Source organism: Pantoea sp. AN62, from assembly GCF_050432985.1.
GTDB lineage: Bacteria > Pseudomonadota > Gammaproteobacteria > Enterobacterales > Enterobacteriaceae > Pantoea > Pantoea brenneri.
On sequence record NZ_JBNPYB010000013.1, the window covers coordinates 14,166 to 32,622 of the forward strand.

16 protein-coding genes are annotated in these 18,457 nt (G+C 56.8%); 5 read left to right on the forward strand and 11 right to left on the reverse strand.

The window, feature by feature from the left end; genetic code table 11:
* Positions 1 to 198: 198 nt before the first annotated feature.
* The 8 genes from FHW04_RS15800 to betI form a co-directional block, all read right to left on the reverse strand.
* Entirely contained in the window at positions 199 to 384 is a 186-nt protein-coding gene (locus tag FHW04_RS15800; protein ID WP_089561415.1) for a hypothetical protein, read from the reverse strand.
* 68 nt (positions 385 to 452) lie between these two features.
* The gene (locus FHW04_RS15805; RefSeq protein ID WP_031377477.1) at positions 453 to 713 is read right to left on the reverse strand and encodes a hypothetical protein; all 261 of its coding nucleotides are present in this window, start codon (positions 711 to 713) and stop codon (positions 453 to 455) included.
* A gap of 147 nt (positions 714 to 860) precedes the next feature.
* Complete coding sequence (locus FHW04_RS15810) at positions 861 to 2,003, reverse strand: acyltransferase family protein (RefSeq protein WP_089561416.1); 1,143 nt, start codon at positions 2,001 to 2,003, stop codon at positions 861 to 863.
* A 200-nt stretch (positions 2,004 to 2,203) separates the two neighbouring features.
* On the reverse strand, positions 2,204 to 2,533 hold the full coding sequence (gene mdtI / locus FHW04_RS15815) for a multidrug/spermidine efflux SMR transporter subunit MdtI (RefSeq protein WP_031377475.1): 330 nt from the start codon (positions 2,531 to 2,533) through the stop codon (positions 2,204 to 2,206).
* Positions 2,520 to 2,870 (reverse strand): multidrug/spermidine efflux SMR transporter subunit MdtJ, encoded by a 351-nt coding sequence (gene mdtJ / locus FHW04_RS15820; RefSeq protein WP_031377474.1) that lies wholly within the window; start codon positions 2,868 to 2,870, stop codon positions 2,520 to 2,522. Before mdtJ ends, mdtI begins: the two co-directional genes overlap by 14 nt.
* Positions 2,871 to 3,297: 427 nt before the next feature.
* Positions 3,298 to 4,980: a choline dehydrogenase gene (gene betA / locus FHW04_RS15825; RefSeq protein ID WP_089561417.1), complete on the reverse strand. Its 1,683-nt coding sequence runs from the start codon at positions 4,978 to 4,980 to the stop codon at positions 3,298 to 3,300.
* 24 nt (positions 4,981 to 5,004) lie between these two features.
* Complete coding sequence (gene betB / locus FHW04_RS15830; RefSeq protein WP_094106134.1) at positions 5,005 to 6,477, reverse strand: betaine-aldehyde dehydrogenase; 1,473 nt, start codon at positions 6,475 to 6,477, stop codon at positions 5,005 to 5,007.
* A gap of 14 nt (positions 6,478 to 6,491) precedes the next feature.
* Positions 6,492 to 7,085: a transcriptional regulator BetI gene (betI, locus tag FHW04_RS15835; RefSeq protein ID WP_031377472.1), complete on the reverse strand. Its 594-nt coding sequence runs from the start codon at positions 7,083 to 7,085 to the stop codon at positions 6,492 to 6,494.
* Between the two features lie 257 nt (positions 7,086 to 7,342).
* Between betI and FHW04_RS15840 the strand changes: the two genes are divergently transcribed.
* The 4 genes from FHW04_RS15840 (at position 7,343) to FHW04_RS15855 (ending at position 12,144) form a co-directional block, all read left to right on the forward strand.
* Entirely contained in the window at positions 7,343 to 9,373 is a 2,031-nt protein-coding gene (locus tag FHW04_RS15840; protein ID WP_031377471.1) for a choline transporter, read from the forward strand.
* A gap of 147 nt (positions 9,374 to 9,520) precedes the next feature.
* Positions 9,521 to 10,870: an MFS transporter gene (locus tag FHW04_RS15845; RefSeq protein ID WP_031377470.1), complete on the forward strand. Its 1,350-nt coding sequence runs from the start codon at positions 9,521 to 9,523 to the stop codon at positions 10,868 to 10,870.
* 170 nt (positions 10,871 to 11,040) lie between these two features.
* Complete coding sequence (locus tag FHW04_RS15850) at positions 11,041 to 11,256, forward strand: DUF1272 domain-containing protein (RefSeq protein ID WP_031377469.1); 216 nt, start codon at positions 11,041 to 11,043, stop codon at positions 11,254 to 11,256.
* Between the two features lie 240 nt (positions 11,257 to 11,496).
* Positions 11,497 to 12,144 carry a metallophosphoesterase gene (locus tag FHW04_RS15855; RefSeq protein WP_089561418.1) on the forward strand — a complete coding sequence of 216 codons (648 nt, stop codon included), beginning with the start codon at positions 11,497 to 11,499 and terminating at the stop codon, positions 12,142 to 12,144.
* Position 12,145: 1 nt separating this feature from the next.
* On the opposite strand, the gene rsmF is transcribed toward FHW04_RS15855, so the two are convergent.
* The 3 genes from rsmF to yebS form a co-directional block, all read right to left on the reverse strand.
* Entirely contained in the window at positions 12,146 to 13,573 is a 1,428-nt protein-coding gene (gene rsmF, locus FHW04_RS15860; protein ID WP_240493203.1) for a 16S rRNA (cytosine(1407)-C(5))-methyltransferase RsmF, read from the reverse strand.
* A 259-nt stretch (positions 13,574 to 13,832) separates the two neighbouring features.
* The gene (locus tag FHW04_RS15865) at positions 13,833 to 16,466 is read right to left on the reverse strand and encodes a PqiB family protein (protein WP_069728559.1); all 2,634 of its coding nucleotides are present in this window, start codon (positions 16,464 to 16,466) and stop codon (positions 13,833 to 13,835) included.
* Positions 16,435 to 17,679 (reverse strand): membrane integrity lipid transport subunit YebS, encoded by a 1,245-nt coding sequence (gene yebS / locus FHW04_RS15870; RefSeq protein WP_031377465.1) that lies wholly within the window; start codon positions 17,677 to 17,679, stop codon positions 16,435 to 16,437. The genes FHW04_RS15865 and yebS overlap by 32 nt, the downstream gene beginning before the upstream one ends.
* Positions 17,680 to 17,892: 213 nt before the next feature.
* On the opposite strand from yebS, the gene FHW04_RS15875 reads away from it, so the two are divergent.
* Positions 17,893 to 18,393, forward strand: a complete 501-nt coding sequence (locus FHW04_RS15875; protein WP_031377464.1) for a GAF domain-containing protein — start codon at positions 17,893 to 17,895, stop codon at positions 18,391 to 18,393.
* The last annotated feature ends 64 nt before the right edge of the window (positions 18,394 to 18,457 follow it).

Here is an 18,457-nt window from a genome sequence, read left to right on the forward strand (position 1 = left end):
CAGGGAAACTCGTCTTCTGATAAATATAATCAATCAAATGCCCGTTGCGAGGCACACTGTCAGAACACAAAATAATCAGCAAGGTGTTATCAGCAGGGTTTGCTCATTAACAAGGGTACCGAATCCGATCGGCAGCACTGCAGCTGCCCGTCAGCCAGAAAAAACCCCGCCGCAGCGAGGTTAATTCATCAGGCCGGTTTACACCAGGCTGACGGAGAGCAGGGTAATCTCTTCGGTTTGCAGCTCCATGTTCTTCTTAATCTCAAACATATACGCCTCCAGCGCCTCTTCAACCTCATGGCCTTCAATGAAAGCATGCGCGGTTACGTGATCCTCACCTTTTGGCTTAATCACATATGAAACGAACCACTTCTTATTCTGCATAATCGTCCTCTGTCTCAAGATTAAAATGTGCCACTTATTCCAGCTGGACTGCATACAGCTGCAGCCCGCTAATCGATAGGCGCCGGATGCAGCAGATCGATCACATCATCGATTTCATTGCTGGCCGCATGGCGATCCAGCGCTACAGCGTAATAGCGCCCCTTACAGTAGTGCCGGGTTACGGCAACCCGATGACCGGTATCACCGTCCGCTTCACCGCCGCTAGCGGTGCGCAGGTGCGGTGGGATCACCAGCTCAGTTTCCAACTCATCAGCCTCGATAATCAGATGACCACCGTCGCTGGAAAGCAGCAGGTGCTGAACGCTCATAGTCTCTCCTTTGTTGATCTGTCATGGGGTATCGGGAAAAGTGTAGCGCAAGGCTGCCAGGGTGCGGCGAGTGCAGACGCGGGCCGGGCTTCAGGCAAAAAAAAAGCCCCGCAGAGGGGGCTTGATGCAGATGCGATTCAATAGCGATTAGCCTGCCTGGTTCGCCAGCTTAGGTTTCAGAACGCGTTTGCCGATCTGAATACCGGGCTTCTCAACATATTTATACAGCAGCGACGCCAGCGCGTAGGTCACCGGAATAGCAGTAACGCAGACGGTCAGGAAACGCACCAGATCGCTTTTGAATTCGATGTCGGTATGGGTGAGCAGCAGGGCGATCAGCGGGATCACAATCAGCAGGTGCAGCAGGTAAACCGAAAACGACACGTCGCCCAGCCAGGTGCTCAGACGGTTATTCAGCAGCTTACGCGGCAGCATAATCAGTCGTGCCATCAGGCTGTTTTCCTGATATTGCCACAGGATGGCGGTCATCCCGACGATCATCAGCGCTTCCATAATCACCTGCAGCTTAATCGCTTCCAGTCCTATCGCCACGCTGGCGACCGGGCCCAGTAGCGCATAAGCCACGTAGAGCAGCGATTTACGGCGAATCGCTTCGGCCAGCAACATACCCGAGAGGAACATGTTGAGCTTAATCAGGATCATCGACGGCATCTCGAAGGCTTCATAATAATCCGCCAGCAGATAACGTCCGGCGCAGCACAGCGCCATAATGCCAATCAGCGAAGCTGCATAGCCAAAGCGCAGCGTCACCAGCATGATGAACGGGAACAGCAGGTAGAACTGCATTTCCAGCCCAATACTCCAGTCTGGCAGCACGGTATTGAAGCCATACTCCGGCAACAGGCCAAACAGGAAACTGAAGTGGGTGAGAATATTGGTCAGGGACTGGTCGGTGTAACGCGATGACTCAGTCGCGGTGCCGGAGTAGAAATGGGCAATGGTGTCACGCATTTCGCCAAACCACGGGCCGTAAAACAGGGCGATGATTAACAGCAGATAGTAGAGCGGCGCGATGCGGAAGAAGCGTCGGATCCAGAACTTCTTAATGGTCTCTGTGCTCTGCCACGGCTCTTTCTGCTGACGCTCGACGTAGTTTTTCGCCATCAGATAACCCGATAACAGAATAAACAGATCGACCCCAATGCCAGGGGATGAAATAAGCGTGATATGGCAATGAACCAGTAAGCTGATATGGCCAACTAATACCCAGAGAGAAGCGATGCCGCGTAATCCCTCCAGCTCCGTAGACCAACCTCGTGCTGCAGACATAACTATTCCTCGTTTTTATCCGACCTTCGGCGCTCACTAAGCCTTAAGGCAACAAATATGTAAACGGGCCTTTACAAAAGTAAGAAGATTCCGAGCACAGGTAAGAGGGAAAAAGCAACCGAAACAGGGCGGGTAAGCACAGGAAGTTAAGGGCGTGCCATGGCACACCCTTAATAAATATCACTGATTGAGATGGCCGATCAGGCCAGCTTTAACAGGATCATACCGGCCAGCAGCAGGGTTAATCCGGCCCAGCCTTTTTTGTTCAGACGCTGGCCAAATAACACCCAGCCAGCGGCGACAGTGGCGATAATCCCAAAACCACCCCAGACCGCATAGGCCACCGATAAATCGATACCTTTTACCGCTTGCGCCAGCGCACTAAAGGCCAGCAGCACACTGGCCAGCGAGAGCACGCCGTACAGCGGTTTCTTAAAACCATTGGAGTATTTGAGGAAGATGTTGGCGGCAATCTCCAGCACGATAGCCAGCGCCAGCCATGCGGCGTGAATCAGATCAGCGATGACCATGATTCACCTCCGGCGTTGCGCGGGTGCCGGTTTTAATCAGCACGATGCCGACCACCAGCGTCATCAGGCCACAGAGTTTCAGTACTGACAGGCTTTCGCCAAACAGCTGCACGCTGAACAGGGTAATCAGCATGATGCCAATCCCTTCCCACAGCGCGTACGCCACGCCTAGCGCGATACGTTTAATCGCAAAACTCAGGAATATATAAGAACAGGCAATCATGCCCAGCATCATCAGGTAGCCCGACTGGCTGCCGTTGAGGCTGGACCATTTCATAAACAGGGTGCCGATAATTTCAGTAACAATAGCGAGTGATAATAAGATCCATGCACGCATGGTTTTTCTCCAGCAACGATAACAGTGCCTGCATCACACAACGTGTCAGCAGATTCAAAAGAGATGTCGAAGCGGAAAAGGGACTACAGGGCGCTACGCCAGTGTTGATCGGCGGCGTTCCAGCCAGAGAGGGAAGTGGTAAAAGTGACAGGGATTGAAATGAACATTCTGCTCATAATATTAACGACGCATCCACATTGTTGCTTCTCATCAGTGGACGAATAGTGCCTCCGGTTATAAACACGCCAGATTTATAGCATTTCGCCTGACTGAAGATCAATAGCAGATTATGCTTCGTTTCGGCTTCATTTAGGTCTATCGCAAGGCAACAACAGCGTAATCAGGATGAATGTGTTAATGAGAGGTGAATATAAAAAACAGCCGGGCAACAACGTGCCCGGCCGTGGTTATGTGACAACGTCACCGATTAGTCAGCGCGCTGCGCGACCTTACGCACCGGGGCATCGCCGGCAACGTAATAGCGGGCGGTGCTGCGCGGCAGCGGATCGCGGCCACGGATCAGATCGGCAATCTTCTCGCCAATCATGATGGTGGTAGCGTTGAGGTTGCCGGTGATGATCAGTGGCATGATCGACGCATCGACCACACGTAACCCTTGCAGGCCATGCACCCGGCCTTCACCGTCGACCACCGACATCTCATCGTTACCCATTTTACAGGTGCCGCACGGGTGATAAGCGGTTTCGCCATGGTTACGCACAAACTCATCCAGCTGTTCGTCGGTCTGGCACTCCAGCCCTGGGCTGATCTCACGGCCGCGATATTTATCCAGCGCGGGCTGATTAATAATCTCGCGCGTAATACGAATCGCATCGCGGAACTCATGCCAGTCCTGCTCGTGTGACATGTAGTTAAACAGAATCGCCGGATGACGACGTGGATCGCGTGACTTCAGCCGGACATGGCCGCGGCTCGGTGAGCGCATTGAGCCGACGTGACACTGGAAGCCGTGCGCATCGACCGCGTTTGAACCGTTGTAGTTAATCGCCACCGGCAGAAAGTGGTACTGAATATTCGGCCAGCTGAACTCTTTACGGCTGCGGATAAAGCCGCCTGCTTCGAACTGGTTGCTGGCACCAATCCCGCTGCCGTTGAACATCCACTCGGCACCGATTTTCGGCTGGTTCCACCATTTCAGCGCCGGGTAGAGCGACACCGGTTCTTTACATTCGTACTGCAGATACATCTCCAGATGGTCCTGCAGGTTCTCTCCGACGCCCGGCAGGTCGTGTACCAGCGGAATATCAAACTGCTTCAGCAGTTCCGGTGAGCCGACACCGGAACGTTGCAGGATTTGCGGAGAGGCGATAGCACCGGCGCACAGCAGCACTTCGCGGCGGGCCGTGACTTTATGGATGCTATTGCTGTCACCCTGCAGATACTCCACGCCGACGGCACGCTTACCGTCAAACACGATGCGGTCGGTGGTGGCATGGGTAATTATCTTCAGGTTCGGCCGGCCTTTTGCCTGGTCAAGATAGCCACGGGCGGTGCTGGAACGGCGTCCCTGCGGCGTCACGGTGCGGTCCATCGGACCAAAACCTTCCTGCTGGAAACCGTTGAGGTCGTCAGTGCGCTGATAACCGGCCTGAACACCCGCTTCGATCATCGCTTCAAACAGCACGTTATTGCCGGCTTTCGGCGTCGCTACGCATACCGGGCCGTCACCGCCGTGGAAGTCATTCGGACCGATATCGCGGGTTTCCGCTTTGCGATAGTAGGGCAGGCAGTCAAGATAGCTCCAGTGCTCCAGCCCAGGCGCGGTGGCCCAGTTATCCAGATCCATGGCGTTGCCGCGGATGTAGCACATGCCGTTAATCAGCGACGAACCGCCCAGGCCTTTGCCGCGACCACACTCCATGCGGCGATTGTTCATGTAAGGCTCTGGCTCAGTTTCGTAGGCCCAGTTATAGCGTTTTCCCTGCAATGGATAGGCCAGTGCCGCAGGCATCTGGGTCCTGAAATCAAATCGATAATCCGGGCCGCCCGCTTCCAACAGCAGTACATTGACGTTGCTGTCCTCGGTCAGACGGGTGGCCAAAACGTTCCCTGCGGATCCGGCTCCAATAATGATGTAATCAAATTCCATTCATCGTTCCTCAGGTTTTCTTGATTAAAATACCGACTGAAAACGCGACAGCTCAACCTGCACTGACTTCACCTGGGTGTAGCTCTGCAGCGTCATCAGGCCATTTTCGCGTCCAATCCCGGAGTGCTTGTAGCCGCCAACCGGCATTTCCGCTGCCGATTCACCCCAGGTGTTGATCCAGCAAATGCCGGCTTCAATCTGATGAATCACGCGGTGCGCCCGGTTCAGGTCCTGGGTGACCAGCCCGGCAGCCAGACCAAAGTCGGTGTCGTTGGCGCGGCGGATCACTTCTTCTTCGCTGTCGTAGCTCAGAATCGACATCACCGGCCCGAAGATTTCCTCACGGACGATCTTCATCTCATCGCGGCAGTCGGTGAACACCGTGGGTGCCACCCAGGCGCCCTGATCGAACTCGCCACCGGTCAGACGTTTTCCGCCGCACAGCAGGCGTGCACCTTCGGCAATGCCTGATTCGATGTAGCGCATCACGTTATCGCGATGACTGAAGCTGACCATCGGGCCAAAGTTGGTCTCTGGCTTACGCAGATCGCCCGCCCGGATGCGGGCCACGCGCTCGCTGATTTTGGCTTCGAACGCCGTCTGCAGTCTGGTCGGGATAAATACCCGGGTACCGTTGGTGCAGACCTGGCCCGAGCTGTAGAAGTTGGCCATCATGGCGATGTCAGCCGCCAGATCGAGATCGGCGTCATCAAAGATGATCAGCGGTGATTTGCCGCCCAGCTCCATGGTGACCTCTTTCAGGGTTGAACCGGCTGCGTTGGCCATCACTTTTTTGCCGCTGACAACACCACCGGTGAACGACACTTTGTCGATGCCGGGATGTTCGGTCAGCAACTGGCCGGTGACCGAACCGATGCCTGGCAGCACGTTGAACACGCCGTCCGGCAGGCCCGCTTCGGTGTAAATCTCCGCCAGTTTCAGGGCGGTAAGCGGCGTGATTTCGCTGGGTTTGAAAATCATCGCGTTACCGGCCGCCAGCGCCGGTGCTGATTTCCACAGCGCAATCTGAATCGGGTAGTTCCAGGCACCGATACCGGCCACCACGCCCAGCGGTTCGCGGCGGGTGTAGACGAAAGCGGTATCGCGCAGCGGGATCTGCTGGCCTTCAAGGGCCGGCACCAGCCCGGCGTAGTACTCCAGCACGTCAGCACCGGTAACAATGTCGACGCTGGCGGTTTCGCTCAGCGGTTTACCGGTATCCAGCATCTCCAGCTCAGCCAGTTCATCGTTGCGCTCACGCAGAATATCGACGGCGCGGCGCAGAATGCGTGAACGCTCCATTGCGGTCATCGCGGCCCAGACTTTCTGGCCTTTACGGGCGGCGACAACGGCGCGATCGACATCCTGCTGGCCGGCAGCGTGGACCTCTGCCAGCACTTCGCCGTTGACCGGGTTGATCGTCTGGAACGTCTCGCCAGACGCCGCGGCAACGTAAGCGCCATCAATGTAGAGTTTCTGCTCGGTGAATCGGGACATGGTTTCTCCTTCCGTTATTCGTGCTCGCCAGCCAGTTGCTGACGGATGAATTGGGTCGTCAGTGTGCGGGCCACCACCGGCTTAAACGGCTCACCGCTCAGCGCGGCGCGCAGCCATAAGCCATCAATCAGGGCGGCCAGCCCGTGTGCGGCGAGGCGTGCCTGTTCCAGTGGCAGCTCGCGGCGAAATTCAGCGACCAGCGTCGAGAAAAGACGTCGACTGCTGACCCGCTCAAGGCGATTCAGTTGGGGCTGGTGCATGCTGCTGGCCCAGAAATCGAGCCAGGCTTTCATCGCGGCGCTATGCACCTGAGTTTCATCAAAATTACCGTCGACAATCGCCCGCAGACGTTCTTCTGCTGAGGCATTGGCCAGCGGCTGTAGCCGGCTTGAAACCGCATCACGCAGCTGACGCGTCACATCACGCATCGTCGCTTCCAGCAGGCCGTTCTTGTCTTTGAAGTAGTGACTGATGATGCCGGTCGAGACACCCGCCCGGCGGGCAATCTGGGCGATGGTGGCATCGTTAATCCCCACTTCGTTAATCGTGCTCAGGGTCGCATCAATCAGTTGCCGACGTCGTATCGGCTGCATCCCCACCTTTGGCATAGCTCCAGCTCCACCCTCAAATCGAGGGACTATTAAAACTTTTTTTGATTGCACGTTCAATATAAAAAGAAAAGTTGTTAGGATGCTGTTCTTTAAATGTAGCGAAAGCGAAACGGTATTGAGTGCTAAAACAGACCGGATTGCCGAAGCGACAAATCAGGAAGAGAAATAACAACATCAGGCCGCGCGGCGCGTCAGCCGCAGACGGCGATATTTATCCATTGCGTATTTTCAGGAAAACTAACCAGAGGTAATCGATGAATAATCCACCTGCCGGTGAAAAAGACAGACTCAATCCCGTTGTGTTCTACACCTCTGCCGGATTGATTCTGACGTTTTCACTCGTGACGATTCTCTACAGCGATCTGGCCGCCGGCTGGATCCTCGCGGCGGTCAACTGGGTTTCCGCCACCTTCGGCTGGTACTACATGCTGGCTGCCACGCTCTACATCGTGTTCGTGCTCTACATGGCCTGCTCACGCTTTGGCTCGATCAAGCTGGGACCGGAGCAGTCCAAACCTGAATTCAGCGTACTGAGCTGGTCGGCGATGCTGTTTGCCGCCGGGATTGGCATCGACCTGATGTTCTTCTCGGTCGCCGAGCCGGTGACGCAGTACATGCAGCCGCCGGAAGGGGCGGGGCAGACGCTGGAAGCCGCCCGTCAGGCGATGGTCTGGACGCTGTTCCACTACGGTCTGACCGGCTGGTCGATGTACGCACTGATGGGGATTGCGCTCGGCTACTTCAGCTATCGCTACAATCTGCCTTTGACCATCCGTTCCGCGCTCTACCCGATTTTTGGTAAACGTATTTACGGTCCGATTGGTCATACCGTCGACATCGCTGCGGTGGTCGGCACCATTTTTGGTATCGCCACCACGCTGGGGATAGGGGTGGTGCAGCTCAATTACGGTCTGAAAGTGCTGTTTGATATTCCGGAAGGCCTGACCGCCCAGACCGCGTTGATTGTGCTGTCGGTGGTGATCGCAACCATTTCCGTTACTTCCGGCGTTGATAAGGGGATCCGTATCCTGTCGGAGCTGAACGTGGTGCTGGCGCTGGGACTGATCCTGTTTGTGCTGTTCTTCGGCAATACCGAATTCCTGCTGAATGCGCTGGTGCTGAACGTCGGCGATTACATTAACCGTTTCATGGGCATGACGCTGAATACCTTCGCTTTTGATCGTCCGACCCAATGGATGAATAGCTGGACGCTATTCTTCTGGGCGTGGTGGGTTGCCTGGTCACCGTTCGTCGGGCTGTTCCTGGCGCGTATCTCCCGTGGCCGTACTATCCGTGAGTTCGTGCTCGGTACGCTGATCATTCCGTTCACCTTTACGCTGCTGTGGCTGTCGGTGTTTGGTAACGCCGCGCTTTACCAGATTATTCACGGCAATGCCGGTTTCGCCCAGGAAGTGATGGCCCATGCGGAACGCGGTTTCTACAGCCTGCTGGCGCAGTATCCGGCGTTTAAACTCAGTGCCTCGGTCGCCACCATCACCGGTATGCTGTTCTACGTGACGTCAGCCGATTCCGGTTCGCTGGTGCTGGGTAACTTCACTTCGAAGCTGAAGGATATCAACAGCGATGCGCCTAACTGGCTGCGCATCTTCTGGTCGATTGCGATTGGTGTCCTGACGCTGAGTATGCTGATGACCAACGGTATTTCTGCCCTGCAGAACACCACGGTGATCATGGGTCTGCCGTTCAGTTTCGTGATCTTCTTTGTGATGGCGGGACTGTATAAATCGCTGAAGATAGAAGACTATCGCCGCGCCAGCGCCACCCGTGATACCGCACCGTATCTGGCGCACGCTACCGACCGTCTGACCTGGAAAAAACGGCTGTCGCGCCTGATGAACTATCCTGGCTCGCGTTATACCCAACAGATGATGGAGAACACCATCTATCCGGCGATGCAGGAAGTGGCGAAAGAGCTGGAGCTGCGCGGCGGCGGGGTGACGCTGGAAAGCGTGGCACCGGATGAGGCCAATCCCATCGGTTATCTGGATCTGCGCGTCCACCTCGGCGAAGAGCAGGACTTTGTCTATCAGGTCTGGCCACAGCAATACTCTGTTCCGGGCTTTACCTATCGCGCCCGCAGCGGTAAATCGACCTATTACCGGCTGGAAACCTTCCTGCTGGAAGGCAGTCAGGGCAACGATTTAATGGATTACAGCAAAGAGCAGGTGATTATCGACATACTCGATCAGTATGAGCGCCACCTGAACTTTATCCATCTCAATCGTGAAGCGCCGGGCAGCAACATTACCTTCCCGAGCGTGTAACAACCGGCCCGTAAACATGCAGATGTTTACGGGCTTTTTTATTCCCGCTGCGGCTGACGACGATAATCCGGCACCGTAGCGCGATTAAATCGACTATCTTTAGGGCGTTACTGGCCTGATGCCTGCCAGGTGTAGACAGGGAGTCGTATGCGTAAAATATTCAGTACTTTTCTGCCGCTGTATACCACCACACTGCTGATGCTGCTGGGGTCTGGCTTGTTAACCACCTATGTTTCGCTGCGGCTGGCCAGCGAGCAGGTCAATGGCGCGCTGATCGGCGCAATTATCGCCGCGAACTATATCGGGCTGGTGATTGGCGGCAAGGTCGGGCACAACCTGATTGCCCGGGTCGGCCATATCCGCGCCTACGTCGCCTGCGCCGGGATTATCACCGCTTCGGTGATTGGCCACGGCCTGACCGATTTTATTCCGCTGTGGGTTTTTCTGCGCCTGATTATCGGGCTGTGCATGATGTGTCAGTACATGGTGCTGGAGAGCTGGCTCAACGATCAGGCGGAGTCGTCGCAGCGCGGAGTGATTTTTGGCTTCTATATGGTCGCGACGTACCTGGGCCTGAGCGGCGGCCAGGTGGTGCTCAGCCTGCAAAGCGGCTTTGACGTCAGCACACTGCTAATCGTGGCGCTCTGCTTCGCCCTCTGCCTGGTGCCGATCGCGCTCACCACCCGCACCCACGTGCAGCCGATGTCGCCAGCACCGATGGAGCTGAGCTACTTCATTCGCACCATTCCGAAACTGCTCGGCACCACTCTGGTGACCGGAATGGTGATTGGTGCATTTTACGGTCTGGCGCCGGTCTACGGCAGCAGCAAAGGCTTTACCACCAGCCAGACCGGCTACTTTATGAGTCTGACTATCTTTGCCGGGCTGGTATCGCAGTTTCCGCTGAGCTGGCTGTCGGATCGTTACGACCGCCAGCGGTTGTTGTTTATCATGGCGCTGCTGTTTGCCGTGGCCTGCGTGCCGCTGGTGCTGCTGCCGCATCTGACGTTCAACTGGATGATTGGCATCGCCTTTGTTGCCAGCATGATGCAGTTCTCGCTCTATCCGTTGCAGGTGGCGCTGGCAAACGATCAGGTGGCTCCTGAACGGCGGGTGTCGTTAACCGCCTGTCTGCTGATGGCGTTTGGGATTGGGGCCAGTATCGGGCCGCTGGTGGTCGGGGCGCTGATACAGCCGCTGGGCAGCAATATGCTCTACCTGTTCTTTACCCTCTGCGCACTGATGATTGCCGGACTGAGTTACGTTAAAGCGCCGGGGCCGCTGCCGACCACCGAAGTGCCGTTGCCGCACGTGGTAATGCCGGACAGTCTCGCCACGTCACCGCTGGGTGCTGCGTTGATTCCCACGCTGGAAGAAGAGGTGATTCAGGCATCGATGGGCAGCGGCGAGCCGGAGCCTGAACCGGATCCTGACGATTTACAGCCAGACGACGATCGGCAGCAACCGGAACCGACGGACAACCGGTCGCCACACTAACGCGAGCGGTGGGCGCCAGTTCATGCCGCCGCTTAAGCTGCCGCACGAACTGGCGCATGCGCTGCCATAGCAACCTGGCCGGATCTGGCTCTCTCTTGTCTGATTGACGTCTCGACAATCCGGCCAGCTCAGGCGAAGCTGGGGCACACCTTCTCTTCAGGACGACCGCCATGCTGGAACTTCGCCCCAACTGTGAGTACTGCGATACCGATCTACCGCCCGCCTCAACCGAAGCACGCATCTGTTCATTCGAATGCACCTTTTGCGCTGACTGCGCAGAGCAGCATCTTCAGCATCTTTGCCCGAACTGTGGCGGTGAGCTGGTACGGCGACCGATTCGGCCGGCTGAAAAACTGATTAACTACCCGGCGAAACGCCGCGCCTGATCGGCGTAAGACAAAAGGGTTGCGCGGGTGAACGGTGCAAACCTCATCAACAGACGTGGCCGGAACAGGTGCATTGTCATGGCCAGCGCGATCAGCCTGCCGGTATGACACCCAGCGCCAGACGACATCGCGTTGATGACGGCCGATCCCTGCCATGGGCCTGCCCAGCCGGTCTGGGCTGAACAGCCAGCTATTCGATCTATACTTCAGCTACCGCCTCAACACGCTGAAGGCCACACCATGCACTATCACTATCTCAACGGTGAAAACTGGGACCGGATCTGGATTGTCGGGGATCTGCACGGCTGTCGTCGCGAACTCGATGCGCTGTTACTGCAGCACCGGTTCAGTCCGCAGCAGGATTTACTGATTTCAACCGGCGATTTAATCGATCGTGGGCCAGATAGTCCCGGCTGCCTGGCGCTGATGGATGAGCCCTGGTTTCGCTGTGTGCGTGGCAACCATGAAGAGATGGCGCTGGCGGCGTTACAGGGTCACGAAATGGATCTCTGGCAGATGAACGGGGGAGACTGGTTCTGGCAACTGCGCGGTGCCGCGCTGATCGGCGCCCGGCATGCGCTGCAACGCTGCCAGGAACTGCCGCTGATTCTGCATCTGCAGCTCGACCAGCGGATTGTAGTAGTGGCGCATGCTGATTATCCGGCGGCTGGCTATAGCTGGGAAAAGTCGCTTAACTGGCAGGATGTGGTGTGGAGCCGCCGCCGACTGCAGGCAATTCAGTCGGGGCAGCGCAGTGCGATCCAGGGCGCAGACGCCTTCTATTTTGGTCATACGCCACTCCAGCAGCCGCTGGAGGTGGAGAACCTGCATTACATTGATACCGGCGCCGTGTTTGGTAATCACCTGACGCTGCGACAACTGCAGTGACTCAGCGGAACAGGCGTCCGTCACGCACCAGTTCGCGCGGATAACTGTTTTTAATCCGGCTACCGACCTTCTTCGCCAGCCCCAGCGGCTGATGTTGCCAGGTGACAATCATCTCATCACGCGTCGGAGCCGTTTCAGGATAGATATCCCGGCCGCGATACCACTCTTCCGCCTCAGCGGCGCTGAGTTCAAATATCTGTTCCGGCGTTGGCCGGGCCAGCGCGATCACCGCTTCATGCTGCCAGCGATAGCCTTTGGCAAAGGTCTCTGCCAGTTTCAGGCCAATTCGTGAGAAGCGCACTTTGCCTAACAGCGGCGTGACGGCGGCCGGGAACAGCCAGATCTCTTTATCGCGCTGCCACAGCTCCAGTGAATCATCCCACGTCAGTGAAACTGCCGCCGCCGCCTGCCTGATTTCGCTCTCCAGCTTGCGGCTCAGGTGTGAGAACGGCAGCTTGCCCACCTTATACGTCGGGACTGGCAGCGGCTCAACCGACGCCGTTTTACGCAGCCGCGCAACAAAGAAGCCCTCGCTATCGAACAGCTGCGGGAAGACGTGCAGATAACCCTCTGGCGTTGCGGCCTGGGCAGCCCCGTCAAATAACCGATCGAGTGGCTCCACTTCAGCCGCGCCGGGATAGCGCTGCAGCAGCCAGTCAATCACCTGCTGATTCTCGATCTGATTCAGGGTACAGGTCGAATAGACCAGCGTCCCGCCAGGCTTCAGCGCGTGGAAGGCACTGTCAATCAGGTCGCGCTGGGTGGCGGCGATCGCTGCGGTGGTTTCCAGCGTCCAGTTTTTCATGGCGTCGGCATCCTTACGGATCACCCCTTCGCCTGAACAGGGCGCATCCAGCAGTATCGCATCGAACTGCTCCGGCAGTGCCGGGCCAAAAACCCGGGCATCAAAGTGGGTCAGGGCGCTGTTGCTGACGCCACAGCGGCTGATATTGGCATGCAGCACCTTGACCCGGCTGGCGGAAAACTCGTTAGCCAGGATGATCCCCTGGTTATTCATCCGTGCCGCGATCTGGGTGGTTTTAGAGCCCGGCGCAGCGGCCATGTCCATCACCGCTGTCACCTCAGACTGCGCATCAAACAGCGCAGTCACCGGCAGCATCGAGCTGGCTTCCTGAATGTAAAACAGGCCACTCAGGTGCTCAGCTACGCTGCCGAGCGGCAGGCTCTCATCTTCCCGGCTGATCCAGAATCCTTCGTCACACCACGGCACCGGCGTCAGTTGCCAGCCATACTGCGCGGTCTGAGCGAGGAAATCGGCCACGCTGATTTTCAGCGTGTTGACGCGCAGGCTGCGGCGCAGCGGTTGCTGGCTGATGGCGAGAAACGCTTCGAAGCTGGCATCATCTGGCAGGGCCTGGCGCATCAGGGCAAGAAAATCAGCGGGGAAAAACAGAGAGGAGTCTGACACAGGTACATTCCAGTTAAGGCAAAGGCGGCAGTGTAACATGCAGAAAGCAAACGGGCAGCCTGGCTGCCCGGATGAGAGAGTTTGTAGCCTGCAGGCTCAGGGCAAATGTGACTTGCGCAAAGACGCAAAAAGCGCCATCCCTGACAGCTCAGCGCGGGCCATCCGTGGCCCGCGATGCTTTGCTACAGCCACATGTGCCCATCGCTTTATCCCTTTCCACCGTCTGAAGCGGGCAGTCTGGCTGCCCGTTGGCATTCGTTTAGCGCGGAGACGGGATCGCCGTGCCCCAGTTGCGCCACTCTTTCGGCGGTTCATCCTGCAGCAGGAAATGTTTATCCGGATTGGCCTGCGGCGCCAGCGGCACGGTTGGCGGGGTCGCAAACTGAATGCCACCGCGAATAAACTGCTGGAAGGTCCCGGTTTTCACCACGCCGCCAATCAGGCCAAAGTCGAGGTTGTAGCCTGATGCCAGCCAGAACACCGAATTGTTACGCACCAGATGCTGATACTTTTTACTGATGCGCAGCGCAATCTGCACCCGGTCGGCCATATTACCCAGCGAGGTGCCGGTTACGGTACCGACTTCAACCCCACGGAACAGCACCGGCGTACCCAGCGACAGCGAACCGGCTTCGGCGGCATCAACGTAGATATTCAGGCCGTTCAGGTAGCGCGAATCGGTGATGGTGCTCTCCTGCAGTTCAAAGATGCGCGCCGCGCGTCCCTTGCCGGGATCGACGTTGACGTAAGGCTGCAACAGGGTTTCGAGGTGATTCACCCCGGTGGCGGAGATTTCCGGTGACACCACCGAGAAACGGCTGCCGAGACGGGCGAAATCCTCTACGTATTCCGGATAAAGCACCGCTTTCGCCACTACCTGATTGTTATCGCTGCTTAACGACAGCGATTCTACCTGGCCGACGTTAATTCCCAGATAGCGGATCGGCATGCCGGCTGACAGTTTGCTGGCGTCGTAGGTATGCAGCGTGATCTGGCTACCCACGGCGCGGGCGGCGGTTTCCGACGGATAGAGAATGCGCTTATCACCTTTAGCCGACAGCGCGCCGCTCATATTGTCGAAGCTGATAGCGCCTTTCAGCGCGCGGTTGAGCGGGGATGCCTGCACCGTCAGGCCGCTGCCGTTAAGCTGAACCCGCGCGCCGCCTTCGGCCCAGAACACGCTTTCGCTGGTCAGCAATTTGCGGTATTCCGGCTGGATATGCACCGCAATATCAAACGCATCGGCGCGCGGCGTGACTTTGACGATCTCGCCAACCTGATATTTACGGTAGAGCACGATGGAGCCGGCCTGCACATCGGGCAGGCTGGTGGCGGTCAGGGTGAGGGTGGTTGACGGTGCATCGCCAACAATCCCTTCTTCCGCTTTTTCCGCATCGGCAAACAGCGGATAGCTGTTTTTCGGCTGGCCTTTTTTGCCCGGTTCAAGGCGAATGCCGCCATCCACCCACTCACGGGCGCTGGCCCCGAGCACCTGCATACCATCCAGACCGAATTTCACGTCCAGTCGGCTGTTAACGATAAACTTGCTGTCGCCGTGCACCAGTTCGCGGTGTTCCGGATTAACCGCCACCACAAAGTTGACGCCATTTTCATCCAGCGAACGCGACATCACCTGACCAATCTGCATGCCGTGCAGCATCAGCGGCTGGCCCTGATCGATACCATAGCTTTCAGGCGCGCTGAGTTTCACCGTCAGCACGTTGGGTTTCTGCAGCAGAGTTTCATTGGATGCCAGCACGGTGTAGTGCTGCTGCGGCGGACCTTCGCCAGGCACCAGTTCAAGGGTATTGCCGGTCAGCAACGCACTGAGGCTGGTATCGGTCAGGCTGATTTTCGGGCTGCGCATTTCAATGCGGGTACCGCTGCGCATCAGACCGACTACCGACGGATCGATCGTCAGTTCGCCGGTCACCTTGCCGCCATCCTGCAAATTAAGTTTGGTCAGGGTGCCGACTTCCAGTCCCTGATACAACAGCGGCGTGCTGCCCGCTTTGAGGTTTTTACCGTCTGGCAGATCAAGCGTAATCAGCACGCCACGCTGGCTGTGCGCCAGATCGGGATAGAGCCGGTAATTTTGTTCAGCTTTAGCCGGTTCGCCCTCGGCAGGCGAGTCAAACGCCACTGCGCCGTTGACCAGCGCGGCAAGGCTCTCAAGCTGGACTTTGGCTCCGCTCAGGCTGACATCGGCATTCACTCCCGACACGTTCCAGAAGCGGCTGCTGGTTTTCACCAGGTTGGTAAAGCGACGGTCGATCAGCACATCAATCGCCACGCCATCGTTTTTGTTATTGATGCTGTAGTCATAGACCCGACCGACCGGGATTTTGCGATAGTAGACCAGCGATCCGGTGCTCAGCGAACCTAAATCAGGCGCATACAGATGGATTAACAGTTCACCGGTATTGACCCGATATTTGGGTTGGGTATCGAGCGCGGTAAAGGCTTCACTCGGTTTACCTTTGCCTGGCATCATGCCGATGTAGTTACCGCCGACCAGCGCATCCAGTCCCGATACGCCCGCCAGTGAAGCTTTAGGCGTCACCAGCCAGAACTGGGTATCTTCCCGCAGCGCATCACGCATGTCGCTCTTGATGCTGGCCTTAATCTGAATGCTGCGATAGTCATCGCTCAGATTGATGCCCTGCACGGTGCCCACTTCCACGCCCTGATAGCGGATTGGCGTGCGGCCCGGCACGATACCATCCGCCGTCTGGAAATTGATGGTGATGGTGGTGCCGCGCTCCTGATAATTAGTCCACAACAGCCAACAGGCGATCAGCATCGCGATGATCGGCAGCAGCCAGAAGGGCGAAATTTTGCGCTTATTGCGCAGCGTGGCGTTAGTCGGTGTAGTCGGCGTTTCCTGTTGCATGTGCATCCCAGAGCAGGCGGCTGTCCAGCCACTCAACAGACATAATGGTCAGGATCACGGCGGCGCCAAAAAACAGCGCTGCCGGTCCCATGGTAAAAGCCAGCAGCTGATCACGGTTGACCAGCGACATGGTTAACGAAATGACGAACAGATCGAGCATTGACCAGCGACCAACCCAGGTCACCACCCGCAACAGGCGGATGCGGGTTTTCAGTCCCTGTTCGCAGCGGAAATGGATGCTTAACAGCAGCGTCAGCATCACCAGCACTTTGGTAAACGGCACCAGAATACTGGCGATAAACACGATGGCGGCGATGGGAATATTGCCGGAACCCAGCGAGACAATGCCGGAGAAAATAGTGTCTTCGCGCCGCGATCCGTTGAGATAGACGATGGAGATCGGCATCAGATTGGCCGGGATTAACAGCACGATTGAGGCGATCAGCGCTGACCAGGATTTTTGCAGGCTGTGGCGGCGACGGAAGTCGAGCGGGGTGTGGCAGCGCGGACAGCGGCCTCGCGCATCCGGTACGCCGGTGTTGTGGCAGTTCAGGCAGACCTGCAGGTCATCACGCGCCATATTGCCGGGGCTTTGCGGATAGAAATGGTCCCACAGCTGCTCAATATTCAGATGGATCAGCGTCAGCACGCTCAGCACCGTCAGCGCGATATAGGCCACCAGTCCATAGCCGAGTTCCAGCGAGGCGTAGTCCTGCACCTTGATTGAGGCGACGGCGATGCCGATCAGGTAGATATCCAGCATCACCCACTCTTTGAGCTTTTCCAGCATCAACAGCACCGGGCGTAAGTTCATTCCCAGCCGATGGCCGATGCCCAGATAGCAGATGCCGGCGACCAGCGTGACCGGCGCGCCAATGGTGCAAAACGCCACCATTGAGGCGGTCAGTACATCACCCTGTTGGGTCATCTGGACAACGCCTTCCAGCACGCTGGCATTAATGCGCATACCGAGCAGCCGGATATCGACCAGCGGCAGGGAAAAGGCAAACGGCATTAACACCATCATGGTGGCGGCCATCGCCATTAATCGGGTCATCGGCCAGTCACGACCGCTGAGAATTTGTGCGTTGCAGCGCGGGCAATGAGCCGACTGATGCGATTTCACATCCGGTAAGGAAAAAAGGGTATCGCATTGCGGGCAACGCTGATAACGTGCGTGAGGCAATGTCTGGCTGATAGCGTGAATTTTCATAGGGTGATGCAATATTCGCTCATCGTAAGTAACACATATCGGTCGTTAAGACAGCGCCTGTGTGCCTGTCTCGGGCATCACGCTTCGATCCACAGAATGCTAAGGGTATAGTAACTAACGCTATGATTCACCTTGTGGCTCTGGATATTTAGTGCTTATTTTTAACAAGCGGTGAAATAACCCCGCTCAGATGTCATTGGTAACGGTTAAATAATGAACAAAACTGCCTTTTACGCCGATTTGAATCGCGATATGCGCGCCTTACTGGCGGGAGAAACGGCGTTCCTCGCCGCAATGGGTAACTTTAGCGCGCTGTTGTATGAACGTCTCGAAGGCGTGAACTGGGCAGGTTTTTACCTGCTGACGGAAGCGGATACGCTTGTGCTGGGCCCGTTCCAGGGCAAAATCGCCTGTGTGCGCATTCCGGTCGGTAAAGGGGTGTGCGGTACCGCGCTGGCAGAAGATAAAGTGCAACGCGTTGATGATGTGCATGCTTTCCCCGGTCACATCGCCTGTGACGCGGCCAGTAATGCTGAGATTGTGATTCCTCTGAAAGTGAATGGCACTGTGGTTGGGGTGCTGGACATCGACAGCGTAGAGTACAATCGCTTTGACAGCGACGACGAATCGGGGCTGGTCACACTTACTGATGGGCTTTGTGAAGTGCTTGCGAACAGCGACTTAGAAAAATATCTGCAGCTGACGCGCAGCTAATCGACTGGATCACATGGCATTTAGCGATGTTGTCATTATAATGTCGCCTGTTCATGCCTGCGCT

What these genes read in the sequence shown, in the direction of transcription:
- FHW04_RS15875 (WP_031377464.1), top strand. Translation starts at nt 17,893, where the DNA reads ATGAACAAAACTGCCTTTTACGCCGATTTGAATCGCGATATGCGCGCC.
- FHW04_RS15805 (WP_031377477.1), bottom strand. Translation starts at nt 713, where the DNA reads ATGAGCGTTCAGCACCTGCTGCTTTCCAGCGACGGTGGTCATCTGATT.
- FHW04_RS15800 (WP_089561415.1), bottom strand. Translation starts at nt 384, where the DNA reads ATGCAGAATAAGAAGTGGTTCGTTTCATATGTGATTAAGCCAAAAGGT.
- mdtJ (WP_031377474.1), bottom strand. Translation starts at nt 2,870, where the DNA reads ATGCGTGCATGGATCTTATTATCACTCGCTATTGTTACTGAAATTATC.
- betB (WP_094106134.1), bottom strand. Translation starts at nt 6,477, where the DNA reads ATGTCCCGATTCACCGAGCAGAAACTCTACATTGATGGCGCTTACGTT.
- FHW04_RS15850 (WP_031377469.1), top strand. Translation starts at nt 11,041, where the DNA reads ATGCTGGAACTTCGCCCCAACTGTGAGTACTGCGATACCGATCTACCG.
- yebS (WP_031377465.1), bottom strand. Translation starts at nt 17,679, where the DNA reads ATGAAAATTCACGCTATCAGCCAGACATTGCCTCACGCACGTTATCAG.
- mdtI (WP_031377475.1), bottom strand. Translation starts at nt 2,533, where the DNA reads ATGGTCATCGCTGATCTGATTCACGCCGCATGGCTGGCGCTGGCTATC.
- betI (WP_031377472.1), bottom strand. Translation starts at nt 7,085, where the DNA reads ATGCCAAAGGTGGGGATGCAGCCGATACGACGTCGGCAACTGATTGAT.
- FHW04_RS15855 (WP_089561418.1), top strand. Translation starts at nt 11,497, where the DNA reads ATGCACTATCACTATCTCAACGGTGAAAACTGGGACCGGATCTGGATT.
- FHW04_RS15865 (WP_069728559.1), bottom strand. Translation starts at nt 16,466, where the DNA reads ATGCAACAGGAAACGCCGACTACACCGACTAACGCCACGCTGCGCAAT.
- FHW04_RS15810 (WP_089561416.1), bottom strand. Translation starts at nt 2,003, where the DNA reads ATGTCTGCAGCACGAGGTTGGTCTACGGAGCTGGAGGGATTACGCGGC.
- FHW04_RS15840 (WP_031377471.1), top strand. Translation starts at nt 7,343, where the DNA reads ATGAATAATCCACCTGCCGGTGAAAAAGACAGACTCAATCCCGTTGTG.
- FHW04_RS15845 (WP_031377470.1), top strand. Translation starts at nt 9,521, where the DNA reads ATGCGTAAAATATTCAGTACTTTTCTGCCGCTGTATACCACCACACTG.
- betA (WP_089561417.1), bottom strand. Translation starts at nt 4,980, where the DNA reads ATGGAATTTGATTACATCATTATTGGAGCCGGATCCGCAGGGAACGTT.